Genomic DNA, 12,781 nt, shown 5'->3' with positions numbered 1-12,781 from the left:
GCCCGTCGTGGCAACGATTGATTAACTAGCGGCTATCCGCTCCAGCAAGGCCTGTGCGTTCACGGCAGGCACGGGCGCGGAAAACAGATAGCCCTGCGCATAGCGGCAGCCGTTCGCCTGCAGCAGGGCGAACTGCTCTTCCGTCTCCACGCCCTCGGCCACGGCCGACAATTGCAGGCTGTCGGCCAGCGCGATGATGGCCGCCACAATGGCGCGGTCTTCCCCGCTGTGTTCGAGGTCCTTGATGAAGGCGCGGTCGATCTTGACCTTCTTCACGGGGAAGCGCTTCAGGTAGGCCAGGCTGGAATAGCCGGTGCCGAAATCGTCGATCGACAGGCGCAAGCCCATGCCATTGATCTGCCGCAAAATCTCCAGCGTATGCTCGCCGTGCTGCATCAACGCCGTCTCGGTGATCTCGAATTCCAGCAGCGCCGGGTCGATGCCCGTTTCCCGCACCACGGTCCCGATGGCAGCCACCAGGCCCTTGTGCATGAACTGGCGCGGCGACAGATTCACCGCCAAGGGCACGGGCTGCAAGCCCTGGCGCTGCCAGGCCATGCTTTGCTCGCACGCCTGGCGCATCACCCACTCGCCCACCGGCACGATCAAGCCGTTTTCCTCCATGATGGGGATGAAGCGGTCCGGCAGCACCAGGCCGTGGCCGGGACGGCGCCAGCGCAGCAGCACTTCCATGCCGTGCAGCCGGCGCGTGGCGATATCGATGACCGGCTGGTAAAACAGCTCGAACTGCTGCAGCGCCAGCGCCGTGCGCAAGCTGCTTTCCAGGTCGAAGTGCAGGGCCGCCGCCTGGTTCATCGTCTGCGTGAAGAACTGGTAGTTGTTGCGGCCATTGCCCTTGGCGTGGTACATGGCCGCATCCGCATGGCGCATCAGCGCGTCGACATCGCCGCCATCGTCCGGATACAGGCAGATGCCGATCGACGGCGTCACGTGCAGCACGTGGCCGTCGAGAGGAAAGGCGGGCGTCAGCGCCTCGATGACCTTCTCGGCCACGTGCGCCGCTTCGTCGCTGCCGCGGATGCCCGGCACCAGCACGACGAATTCATCGCCGCCCAGGCGCGCCACCGTGTCGCTGGCGCGCACGGCGCCGCACAGCCGGGCAGCCACTTCCTTGAGCAGCAGGTCGCCCGTCATGTGGCCCAGCGAATCGTTGATGGTCTTGAAGCGGTCCAGGTCGATGAACATCACGGCCAGCTTGCGCCCGGAGCGCTGCGCGGCCAGCATGGCCCGCTCCAGCCGGTCCGACAGCAGCGCGCGGTTCGGCAAGCCCGTCAGGTTGTCGTGGTACGCCATGTGATGCACCCGCGCCTCGGCCTGGCGCCGCTCGACGATTTCGCCCTGCAGCAGCAGGTTGGCGCCGGCCAGTTCGGCCGTGCGCTCCTGCACGCGCAATTCCAGCTCGTCGCGCGCGCGGCGCACCGCCTCGGCCGCCTCGCGGCGCGCCGTCACGTCGTCAACCAGCCACACGGAACGGCCATGCGCATGCGCCAGATCGAACGGCCGGCCGGACAGGCGCGCCCAGAAACGGCTGCCATCCTTGCGCACCAGCTGGTATTCGGACATGTGCACCCTGCCCGCATCGAAATCGCGCGCCGTCTCGCCGCGCGCCGCCTTCCACGCGGCCACGTCGGGATACAGGGCCTGCACCGACAGGCCGTTGATCTCGCCCGGTCCATAGCCGAACAGCTCTTCCATCTTGCTGTTGGCGCGCAAATTGTGGCCGCCTTCCACCACCGAGATGCCCAGCACGGCGCTGTCGAGGATCGCCTGGTTTTCCAGCAGCGCGTTGCGCAGGGATTCTTCGGCGCGCTTGGCCTCCGTACGGTCCTCGATGATCCAGATGGTGCCGGCGGCGGGATCGTCGGGATTGACGACGTAGGCGATCAGCTGCGCCCACAAGGTGCTGCCGTCGCGGCGCATCATTTCCACTTCCGTCTGGAAGGGCTTGGCCACGGACAGGAAGGGAAAGGCCGCCGCGCCCAGCAATTCATAGGATTGCTGCGACACGTACAGCGCGCGCCCGGGCAAGCCCAGCGCCTCGTCGCCGCTGTAGCCGAACATGGCGGCAAAGCCCAGGTTATAGCGCGTGATCTGGCGGTTCTTGGTATACAAAATGCTCACCGAGGCATTCGTCATGATGGCCGCCACTTCCATCTGCGTCTGGCGGCTGGCCGTGACGTCTTCCAGGATCCAGATGGCGCCCTGCTCGCTGTGCGCCTGGTCGACGGCCTTGGCGCGGATGCGGCACCAGAACAGGCTGCCGTCGCGGCGGCGGAACAGCGATTCATCCTGCTCGTACGGCAAGCCCTGTCCCAGCAGCGGCGTGGCTTGCACGCCAAACGCCTCGTAGGCGGCGGGGGAAGGAAACAGCTCGGCGGCGGGCAAGCCCGTCATCTCCTCCTGCGCGTAGCCGAACATTTCGGCGAAGCGGGGATTGCAGCGCAGGACCAGGCGCGAACGGGAAAACAGGATGCCGACGGAGGCGTTGTCGAGGATAGCCTGCTGCTCCAGCATCAGCTGGCGCGTCGCCTCCTCGGCCGCCTTCTGCGCGCTGCGGTCGTCGAATAGCCAGATCGTGTCGCGCAGGCCGCGGTCCGTCTGGCTCTCCGGATTCAGGACATAGCCATACGCCAGCGCCCAGAAAGTGGAACCGTCGCGGCGGCGCATCTCCATCTCGCCCTGGAACGGCTGGCCGCGCCGCAGCAGGGGCGACGCCTGCCTGACGACATTTTCATACGCCGCGCGTGACGGATACAGGTCGGCGACGGCCATGCCCACGCCGCTGTCGCCATCGAAGCCGAAGCATTCGGCGAAACGCCGGTTGTAGCGCAGCACGCCCTTGTCGCGCTGAAAACCGATGGCCAGGGGCGCGTTATCCATCACGGCCTGCATTTCCAGCATGGCGCGGCGCAGCTGGTCTTCGTCGCGCCGGTGGTCGCTGATATCCTCGATGATCCAGACCGTGCCGTCATGCGTATTGAGGGGATCGACGGCGCGCCCGTGCAGGCGGCTCCAGAACAAGCTGCCGTCCTGGCGCCGCAATTCCAGTTCGGTGCGGTACGGCTTGCCCTTCGACAGCAGCGGCGCCGCTTCCAGCCCCAGGGCGCGGCAATGCTCGGCGGAGCGGTACAGCACCGCGCCCGGCATGCCCGTCAGCTGGTGGCGCGCATAGCCGAGCATCTCGGCGGCGCGGATATTGCACTCCTCGATGAAGCCGCCCTTGGAAAAGACGATGCCGACGGCCGCGCTTTCCAGGATGGCCTGCTGCTCGAGCAAGGTCTTGCGCAAGGCTTGCTGGTCGCGCTGCTGCACGCGGATGTCGGCAAACACGAGGGTCGCGCCGGGCAAGCCATCGTCCACCAGCAGGGGCCGGGACCAGACCTGCACGGCGATGGCGCCCGCCGCTCCTTCCAGGCTGCTGTCCCAATGCCGTTCGCGCCCAGCCGCACCGAGCGCGCCGCGCAGCATGCTGGTGCTCGACGCGCGGTAGGCGTCCGTAAAGCAGTCGGCCAGCAGCCGGCCCGCGATATCCCGGCCCAGCAAGGCCTGCAAGGCGCCATTCGCCGCCACCACCATGCCGCAGGCATCGCAGGCGCAGGCCGGCAAGGCGATCAGTTGCAAGGCATCGGCGATGAAATCGGGACTGGTCGGTACGCGGTTCATGGACACCATGGGACGGTTAAGGACAAGATAAACATGCGCCTGGGAAAAGGATTCCTACAAGCATCATGGTGCTGCTAGATCATAAACCAGTTTCCCACGGTTTTTTCATATTCCTTATTGGCAATATCTGAAACACCACAGACCACCTGCAACACGCCTGTTGCAACGCCGTTGCATGGCTGGAAAATGAAACAAATCGTTTAGAATAAAGCATGCGCCGCCCTCCCCAACCTCCGCTCGACCACCGCGACAAACCCGTCATCTGGACCGTCTCCGTCTCGCGGCTGTTCGACCTATTCCGCGACATCACGCTCGAATACGACGACCTGGCGACGATCGAACCGATCAACCTGGGCTTCGACGACGCCGTGCGCCACATCCGCGAACGCATGGCCACGGAGCGCTGCGACGCCGTCATCGCGGCCGGCTCGAACGGCGCCTACCTGAAGGGACGGCTGTCGGTACCCGTCATCATCGCCAAGGCCAGCGGCTACGACGTGATGCAGGCACTGGCGCGCGCGCGGCGCATCTCGCCGCACATCGGCGTCGTCACCTACCAGGATCCGATGCCGGAACTGGCCGAATTTGCCGCCACCTTCGGTTTCCAGATCGCGCAGCGCACCTACGCCACCGAGGAAGACGCGCGCGCGCAGATCAATGAACTGAAGGCGGCCGGCGTCAAGGCCGTCGTCGGCGCGGGGCTCGTCACCGACCTGGCCGAGGAAGCGGGACTGGCCGCCGTCTTCGTGTATTCGGCCACGGCCATCCGGCGCGCCTTCGACGACGCACTGGAACTGGCGCGCCTGACCCAGATCGAATCGAACCGCGGACGGCGCGCGGTGGTGGCCGACACCCTGCGCGCGCGCCACGGCCTGCACGATTTGCGCGGCGAATCGGAAGCGATGGAAGCGCTGCGCCAGTCGGTGGTGCTGTATGCCCGCTCGCCGGCGACGGTGCTGATCCAGGGCGAGACGGGTAGCGGCAAGGAACTGGTGGCGCAGGCGATCCACCGTGAAAGCCCGCGCAGCCTGGGCGCGAACCGGCCCTTCATCGCCATCAATTGCGGTGCCATCGCCGAATCCCTGCTGGAATCGGAACTGTTCGGCCACGAGGATGGCGCCTTCACGGGTGCGCGCCGAGGCGGCCATGCGGGCCTGTTCGAAGCGGCCAACCACGGCACCCTGTTCCTCGACGAAATCGGCGAAATGCCGCTGGCCCTGCAAACGCGATTGCTGCGCGTGCTGGAAGAGCGCGAAGTGGTGCGCGTAGGCGGCACGCGGCCCATCGCTATCAATGTGCGCATCATCAGCGCCACGCACTGCGACCTGGAACAGCGCATCCGCGAAGGACGCTTCCGCGCCGACCTGTTCTACCGCCTGGCCGTGCTGCGCCTGCATTTGCCCGCCTTGCGCGAACGCGCCAGCGACATTCCCGGCCTGGCCGAATGGTCGCTGAAAAACGCGCTGGCGGCGCTGGGCGCCCGTCCGCACCCCAACCTGCACGCGGAAATCCAGGCTTGCGCGCCGCTGCTGCGCCGCTACGACTGGCCCGGCAACGTGCGCGAACTGCGCAACCTGGCCGAACGCCTGGCGCTGTTCCTGGCCGCCGAACCGCTGCAGGCGCTGACGCCCGCCTTCGTGCTGGGCGTGGCGCCGGAACTGGCCAACGCTGCCGGCACGGCGGCGCTGCCGCCGGCACCGGCCACCGCCGTCGCGCCGCGCCTGGAAGACGAAAGCGCCAGCGCCGTGCTGGCGCGCTTCGGCGGGCGCCGCGACGCCGCCGCCCAGTACCTCGGCATCAGCCGCACCACCTTGTGGCGCCGCCTGCGCGCCGGCTGATTTTTCCAACCAGACAAAAAACACCATGGACGACTGGGCTCACTTGCACGATTTATGGCAGCGCTGCACGGGACAAGGCGCCGCGAGCGGCAACCTGGGACTGGCGCGCGACCACAGCGACATCAAGGCGCTGTACGCACGCGGCATTTCGATGGAAGACGCGCTGCACTTCCTGTATCAGCAACGGCCGACCCTGCAAGCCTACACGGACTGGATCGCCGCGCGCACGCGCCCACGCCCGGCCCACGCCGCCAGCCCGCACGAGGACGTGCTGTCCGCCGCCGAGCTGCGCCATTTCGAGGAGCACGGCTACCTGGTGCTGCGCGGCGCCGTGCCGCGCGCGCAGTGCGCCGCCGCCCGGGCGGCCATCTGGGACTACCTGGGCGCCAGCCCGGACGATGCGGCATCGTGGTACCAGCCGCACCCGGGCAAGCGGGGCCTGATGCTGCAGTTTTCCGACCACCCGGCCCTCGAGGAAAACCGCCACGTTGCGCACATCCGCCACGCCTACCAGCAGCTGTACGGCACTGGCGCCGGCATCTACGCCAGCATCGACAAGGTGAGCTTCAATGCTCCGGAAACGCCGCAGCACCGCTTCCTCGGCAGCGCCCTGCACTGGGACGTCAGCCTGCAGCAGCCGATTCCGTTCAAGCTGCAAGGCATGCTGTACCTGAGCGACTGTCCGGCACAACACGGCGCCTTCCACTGCGTGCCCGGCTTCCAGCACCGCATGGCCGACTGGCTGCGGCAAGTGCCGCCAGGGCGCCAGCCGCGCGAATGGGCCGTCGACGACTTGCGGCCCGTGCCCGTCGAAGGCATGGCCGGCGATTTCATCATCTGGCACCAGGCCCTGCCCCATTGCGCCACGCCCAACCGCGGCCCGGTGCCGCGCATGGTGCAATACCTGACCTACCATCCGGACCACTGCCAGGACCACGATGGATGGATCTGAGCCGCTCATCCTGCCCTGGCGCCGCTCATCCCGCGGCGCTGGCCGCGCGTTCCCGGCGCCGCTAGCATGGTCGTCAAGGAGGAGTACCCCATGAAACGAACACTGCAAACATTGATCTTGCTCAGTACGGCGCTGCTAGCGGGCGCCAGCCAGGCCGCCGCGCCCAAGGCCTTCACGGTCGAGGTCACCGGACAAGGCCGTCCCCTGATCCTGATTCCCGGCCTCGCATCCTCGGGCGAAGTGTGGCAAGCCACCGTGGCGCGCCTGTGCGGCCCGCAGGCCGCGCGCCAATGCCACGTGCTGACATTGGCCGGCTTTGCCGGCGTGGCGCCCATCGAAGGCGACTTGCTGGCGCAGGCGGAACAGCAGCTGGCCGACTACATCGGCACCCGCAAACTGGGCCAGCCAACCATCATCGGGCATAGCCTGGGCGGCTTCCTGGCTCTGAAAATGGCCATCGACCATCCGGCGCAAACGGGCAAGCTGGTGATCGTCGATTCGCTGCCGGCGCTGGGCGCGACGCAGCTGCCCTCCATCACGCCGGAGCAGCTGCAAGCCATGTCGCAGCAGATGCAGGCGGCCATGCGGGCCCAGGATGCGGCTGCCGCCAGCGCCAGTCAGCGCCGCACCGTCGCGGCCATGGCCAGCGCGCCGGCCGACGTGGAACGCATCATCGGCTGGGGCCAGCGCTCGGACCGCGAAACGGTGATCAAGGCCATGGGCACCCTGATGGCCAGCGATTTGCGCCAGGACGTGGCGAAAGTGCAGTCGCCCACGCTGGTGCTGGGCACCTGGATCGCCTACAAGGACTACGCGCCGCGCGCCGCCATCGAGGCCACGTTCCAGCAGCAGTACCGCCAGCTGCCCGGCGTGCAGATCGCGCTGGCCGACACGGCGCGCCACTTCATCATGTACGACCAGCCGGACTGGATGTTCGGCCAGATCGAGCAATTCCTGCGTTGAGCCATGACGCACCCCCACCGCCCCCCGCTGCTGGCTCGGATCGACTGGTACTGGACCTTCCAGCTGGCCGGCTGGGGCGCGCTGGCCCTGTTCAACAGCGTGTATGGCGGCTCCTCGCAACTGCGCATCGTCGCGACCATCGCCTGCTGGGGATCGCTGGGCGGCTTGCTGCTGTCGCACCTGTGGCATGGCGTGCTGCGCCGGCGCGGCTGGGCGGCAAACGGCTTGCGCTGGAAACGCATCGTGCCGTCGCTGATCCTGCTGGCCGCCATCCAGACGGCCAGTGTGACGGCCGCCTTCCACGTCATGTATCCGCCCGACATCCTGCGCGGCATCGCCTGGCTGCCCGGCGCGCTGCTGTTCTGGTTCGGGGTCTTCCTGACCTGGACGGTGTTCTACTTCACCGCGCTGTCGCTGCGCCGCGCCGCTCGCCTGGAAGCGGAAACCCTGCGCCTGCAGCTGCACGGACGGGAGGCCGAACTGCGCGCCCTGCAGGCGCAAGTCAATCCGCATTTTTTCTTCAACAGCCTCAATAGCGTGCGCGCCCTGATCTTCGAAGACCGCGAAGCGGCCGCGCACATGATCGACCAGCTGGCAGGCCTGATGCGCCACGCGCTGCAATCGGGCCAGCACGCCACGGTGCCGCTGGCGGCCGAACTGGACGCCGTGCGCGCCTACCTGGCCATCGAACAGATACGCTTCGAGGAACGCTTGCGCGTCAGCTTCGCGATCGAGATCGGCGCGCCCGACCTGGAACACGTGCGCGTGCCGCCCATGGCCCTGCAGACGCTGGTGGAAAACGCCGTCAAGTACGGCGTCGAAGCAAGCGCCGAGGGCGCCGACATCCGCATCGAGGCGCGCCGCGCCAGCCCCGCCGACGGCGCGGCCATGCTGCAGATCGACGTGGCCAACACGGGCGCCTTGCGCGAACCGGGCAACTCCACCTGCGTCGGCCTGCGCAATGCGCGCCAGCGCCTGCAACTGGCTTGCGGCGAGCGCGCCAGCCTGGAATTGCGCGAACAGGCGGGCTGGGTGCACGCCACCATCCACCTGCCGGAGCGGGCATGAACGGCCAGCCGCTCAAGGTACTGCTGGTCGATGACGAGCGCCTGGCGCGCGCCGAGCTGCGACGGCTGCTGGCGCCGCATGTGCAGCGCGGCGCCGTGGAGATCGTGGGCGAGGCGGCCAGCGCGGCCGACGCCGTCGCGCAGATCGGCAAGCTGCGGCCCGACCTGCTGCTGCTCGACGTGCAGATGCCGGGCGGCTCCGGCTTCGACCTGCTGGCCGCGCTCGATGATGCGCCCGACGTCATCTTTTGCACGGCCTTCGACCAGTACGCGCTGCAGGCGTTCGAGGTCAGCGCCCTCGACTACCTGCAAAAACCCGTGCAGGCGGCACGCCTGGCCACGGCGCTGGCACGCGCCGGCGCGCGGGCGCAAGCCGTGCCGCCGCCCGCGCCGCGCAAAGTCTTCATCAAGGATGGGGAACGCTGCTGGTTCGTGGCGTTTGACGATATCCGCCTGCTGGAATCGGAAGGCAACTACACACGCGTGCATTTCGGCGCGCAGCGTCCGCTGATGCTGCGCACCCTGAACCTGCTGGAAGAAAAGCTCGATCCCGCCCTGTTCCTGCGCGCCAACCGGCGCCAGATCGTCAACCTGGCGCAGGTGGCGCAAGTGGCGCCGAATGCGGCCGATGGCCTCGACCTGCACCTGCTGGACGGCAGCGTGGTCGAGGTGTCGCGCCGCCGCGCGCAACAGTTCAAGGCCGCCTGCGGCCTGTAGCGGGACTACTTCAGCGCGGGGATCGGCTGCGCCTGGAAAGCGGGGCGCGGCTGCTCCTTGAACTTTTTCGCCAGCATGTCGAGCGCCACTTCCAGCTGGCGATCGGCGCCATTGAAGGTGGCGTGCGGCGGATTTTCCACCTCCACGTCCGGCACCACGCCCACGCCTTCGATCAGCCACTGGCCGTCGATGCCGAACTGGCCGTTTTCCGCCACGCGCGCCATGCCATTGTCGGCCAGGCGCGTATTGTCGCTGAGCCAGACGCCCGCGCCTGCCGTGCGCTTGCCCACCAGCGGCGCCAGGCCCAGGGCCTTGATGCCGGCGGCGAAGGTCTCGCCATCCGAATACGTCAGTTCGTCGACCAGCACAACCAGGTGGCCGCGGAAGGTATTCTGCATGTTCGACGACGGCTGCACGCCCGGCGGCGCCCAGTAGGCCCAGGCCTTGCGCAGCAGTTTTTCGATGATCCAGCTGTCGATATTGCCGCCGTTATTGCGCCGCACGTCGATGATCAAGCCTTCGCGGTTGATGTTCGCATAAAAATCGCGCGCGAACGAGGCGATGTCGTTGGGGCCCATGGCGCGCAAATGCAGGTAGCCGATGCGCCCCTGCGAGGCGGCCGCCACCTGCTCGGCGCGGCTCAATTCCCAGTCGCCATAGCGCAGCGCCGTCTGTTTCGCCATGTTGACGGGCGTGACGATGACGGCGCGCGGCGCGCCTTTGCCCCGCCTGACCTGCAACAGCACCTGCTTGTCGGCCTGGTTCAGCAGCAGGTCGCTGATGTCGCGCGCGCCCAAGACGTCCTTGCCGTTGACGGCCGTGATCACGTCGCCCGCCTTCACCTCCACGTCGGGACGCGACAGCGGTGCGCGCGCCGAAGGCAGCTCCGCCTCGCTGCGGTAGACATGCTCGACCCGGTAGCCGTCGCTGGTGCGCGCCAGCACGGCGCCCAGGCCCGCCGGCGTGCCTTCCTGCTCCGTGCGGCGCAATTCGCCGGGGCGGATCTGCGAATGCAGGGCGCCCACTTCGGCCACCATCATGCCGAGCACGTCATTGAGTTCGGCGCGGTCCGTGACCCGCTCGACCAGCGGCGCATATTTGTCGCGCGCCGCCTTCCAGTCCACGCCGCGCATCTTCGCGTCGTAGAGAAAATCGCGGTGCAAACGCCAGGCGTCGTTGAACATCTGCTTCCATTCCAGGCGCGGATTCGACACGAAAGTCCAGTCGTCGACCTTGACCTTGGCCTTCGACAGGTCGGCCGGCAGCTTGGCACCCGCCTCGATCACCAGCATCTCGCCCGGTCCCGTGGCCGCCGCCGTACGGTAGTACAAATGCTTCTTGTCCTGCGCCAGGTCGAATTCGCGCACATTGGCCACCAGCAATTCCGGCTTGGAGCCGGTGTTGCCAATTGCCAAGGTCTTCAGGCTGGACTTGTTTTCGCCGCTGTCCCGCTCGAGGAAATACAGGCGCTTGTCATCGGCGGCCAGAGCGCTGTAATTGCCCGCCGCCAGCGGCACTTCATACAGGCGTTCGGCCAGGCCCTGGCTGACGATGGCCGGCAACGCGGCCGGCGCCTTTTTCACGGCACCCTTGCCGCCCGCCTTTTCCAGCGCTTTTTCCGCCGCCGATTCGGCCGCCTTTTCATCGTCCGTCTCGGGCGGTTTCACTCCCGGACGGCTCAGTTCATCGTCGGGCTGGAACGGGAAACGGTTGCCCGGCTGCAGCGCCAGCGCATACACGCCGGTGCGCTTGTCGAACACGGGCCCCATGTTGCGGTCGCCCCATGGCGAACCGTTGGCCAGCTGGAAATTGCGCGCCGACAAGAAATACAGCCAGCGCCCGTCCGGCGAAAAGACGGGCGAACCAGACGTGTAGCGGTCGCTGGTGACGAATTGCAGCTGCTTCGACGCGAGGTTGTACAAGCCGATCTGCTCGCGCTGCTCGTTGCTGGCCACGCGCACGATGGCCAGGTTGCGGCTGTCGGGCGACCATTGCACTTCGTCGTGCTTGTCCACGCCCGCCTTGCCCGCGTCGTCGATCAGCGCGTTGCCCCTGGTCGCCAGGTCCAGCAGCCAGAAACGGCCCTTTTTATCCGTGTGGGCCAGCCAGCGCCCGTCCGGCGACGGATACAATTTCCAGCGGTGATTATCGCCCTGCGTCGTCAGCTGCTCGCCCTTGCCCGAGCCGTCGGCGGCGTACTTCCAGATTTCATTCTCGCCGCTCGTGTCGACGATGGCGAAGACGGATTTCTCATCGCTGGAAAAGACGGCGTCGCGCGCCCGCGCCCCTTCCGGAATGGCGATGTCGACGCGGCGCAAGCTGCCCGTGCCGGCGATGCTGACACGGCCCCTTGCAGTAAGGATGATGCGCTCATCCTTGCCCGACACCTGGACATTGCTCAAGGTATCGAGCGGCGAACGGATCTGGCGCGCGCGCTGCTGGTCGAAATCGGACACGAGGCTGATGGCCAACGGCTGCGAAGCGCCCGTTGCCGGGGCGTTCAGGTCGAGCACGTGCAAATCGGCGCCCAGCTGGTAGACGATCTTGCCGTCGCCCAGGGACGCATTGCGCACGTCCCACTGCGTGTGGCTGGTCAAGGCGCGGCGGTCGGAGCCGTCGGGCAGCATGCTCCACAGATTGTCGCTGCCGCCCGCGTCGCTGATATAGTAGACACGGCCCTGCCACCACATGGGGCGCTTGTTGTTGCCAGCCAACACAGCGGGTTCCGCGTGCATGCGCACGGCCTCGCCCTTGCCATCGAGGTCATAGCGCCACAGGACGGCATGCGCGCCGCCCCGGTAGTTGCGCACATTGTCGTTGGTCATGGCCAGGCCGAAACGCGTGAAGAACAGCGTCTTGCCGGCGTCGTCGAGCACGGCATCGTTGGCGTCGGCCACGGGAAACACGCGGCGCGTCTGTTTCACGGGATCGATGGCAGCGACGATGCGGCGCGACGCGGGACCGTCCGTATTTTGCGTGCTGACCAGCACTTCGCCCTGCGCCGTCCAGCCCAGCACCAGCACGCCGCCATTGTCGTACGAAATACGGCGCGGCAAGCCGCCTGCCAGCGGCATCACATACGCTTCCTGCGCCCCTTCATAGGCGGCGGAAAAGGCGATCCACTGGCCGTCGCGCGAAATCGCCGCATTCGTTTCATAGCCGGGATGCGTGGTCAAACGCTGCGCCGCGCCGCCGCGCAGATTGCTTTTCCACAAGTCACCTTCGGCCGTGAAGACGACGGTATCGCCGCGCACGGCGGGAAAGCGGAAGTAGCTGCCGGCAGGCGCGGCAGCGGCGGCAGCGCTCCCCAGCAAGCCGGCGGACAACAGGAGGAAGGCGAGAGTACGGGAAATTTTCATGTAGGCAGTCTTTCAACGAGCAGTCAGCGGTCATGGAAACGATGCGGGGCAAGGCCGACACCGGGATCCCGATTCTTGCATAGCTAATGCAAAAGCAATACCTTTTTTTAAACAAGGCAATTTGCATAATAGTTTCCATTACTCACTTACGGGCGTAAAAAAACCCGCGCCACTTGCGTGGGCGGGTTTTTGTTGACGGCA

At 67.0% G+C, this 12,781-nt stretch carries 7 protein-coding genes; 5 read left to right on the top strand and 2 right to left on the bottom strand.

Features of this window, described 5'->3' with window-relative positions; all coding sequences use genetic code 11:
* Positions 1 to 21: 21 nt before the first annotated feature.
* Positions 22 to 3,684: an EAL domain-containing protein gene (locus O0879_RS20450; protein ID WP_289918437.1), complete on the bottom strand. Its 3,663-nt coding sequence runs from the start codon at positions 3,682 to 3,684 to the stop codon at positions 22 to 24.
* A gap of 212 nt (positions 3,685 to 3,896) precedes the next feature.
* Between O0879_RS20450 and prpR the strand changes: the two genes are divergently transcribed.
* The 5 genes from prpR (at position 3,897) to O0879_RS20425 (ending at position 9,221) form a co-directional block, all read left to right on the top strand.
* Positions 3,897 to 5,522 (top strand): propionate catabolism operon regulatory protein PrpR, encoded by a 1,626-nt coding sequence (prpR, locus tag O0879_RS20445; RefSeq protein ID WP_099665044.1) that lies wholly within the window; start codon positions 3,897 to 3,899, stop codon positions 5,520 to 5,522.
* Positions 5,523 to 5,547: 25 nt separating this feature from the next.
* Complete coding sequence (locus O0879_RS20440; RefSeq protein WP_289918432.1) at positions 5,548 to 6,474, top strand: phytanoyl-CoA dioxygenase family protein; 927 nt, start codon at positions 5,548 to 5,550, stop codon at positions 6,472 to 6,474.
* 90 nt (positions 6,475 to 6,564) lie between these two features.
* Entirely contained in the window at positions 6,565 to 7,437 is an 873-nt protein-coding gene (locus tag O0879_RS20435) for an alpha/beta hydrolase (RefSeq protein ID WP_289918430.1), read from the top strand.
* Positions 7,438 to 7,440: 3 nt separating this feature from the next.
* Entirely contained in the window at positions 7,441 to 8,505 is a 1,065-nt protein-coding gene (locus O0879_RS20430; RefSeq protein ID WP_289918428.1) for a histidine kinase, read from the top strand.
* Positions 8,502 to 9,221 (top strand): LytTR family DNA-binding domain-containing protein, encoded by a 720-nt coding sequence (locus O0879_RS20425; protein WP_289918427.1) that lies wholly within the window; start codon positions 8,502 to 8,504, stop codon positions 9,219 to 9,221. The genes O0879_RS20430 and O0879_RS20425 overlap by 4 nt, the downstream gene beginning before the upstream one ends.
* Positions 9,222 to 9,226: 5 nt before the next feature.
* Here the strand turns inward: O0879_RS20425 and O0879_RS20420 are convergent, their stop codons facing one another.
* Entirely contained in the window at positions 9,227 to 12,580 is a 3,354-nt protein-coding gene (locus O0879_RS20420) for a S41 family peptidase (protein ID WP_289918425.1), read from the bottom strand.
* Positions 12,581 to 12,781 lie beyond the last annotated feature (201 nt).

The sequence above is a fragment of the Janthinobacterium sp. SUN120 genome, from assembly GCF_030397735.1.
In the GTDB taxonomy this organism is placed as follows: domain Bacteria; phylum Pseudomonadota; class Gammaproteobacteria; order Burkholderiales; family Burkholderiaceae_D; genus Janthinobacterium; species Janthinobacterium kumbetense.
Note: the sequence above shows the minus strand (reverse complement) of the source record. Positions and strands in the feature narration are given on the sequence as shown.

Excerpts from the sequence above, each read along its gene's own strand:
- O0879_RS20450 (WP_289918437.1), bottom strand. The coding sequence starts at position 3,684 with ATGAACCGCGTACCGACCAGTCCCGATTTCATCGCCGATGCCTTGCAA.
- prpR (WP_099665044.1), top strand. The coding sequence starts at position 3,897 with ATGCGCCGCCCTCCCCAACCTCCGCTCGACCACCGCGACAAACCCGTC.
- O0879_RS20440 (WP_289918432.1), top strand. The coding sequence starts at position 5,548 with ATGGACGACTGGGCTCACTTGCACGATTTATGGCAGCGCTGCACGGGA.
- O0879_RS20435 (WP_289918430.1), top strand. The coding sequence starts at position 6,565 with ATGAAACGAACACTGCAAACATTGATCTTGCTCAGTACGGCGCTGCTA.
- O0879_RS20430 (WP_289918428.1), top strand. The coding sequence starts at position 7,441 with ATGACGCACCCCCACCGCCCCCCGCTGCTGGCTCGGATCGACTGGTAC.
- O0879_RS20425 (WP_289918427.1), top strand. The coding sequence starts at position 8,502 with ATGAACGGCCAGCCGCTCAAGGTACTGCTGGTCGATGACGAGCGCCTG.
- O0879_RS20420 (WP_289918425.1), bottom strand. The coding sequence starts at position 12,580 with ATGAAAATTTCCCGTACTCTCGCCTTCCTCCTGTTGTCCGCCGGCTTG.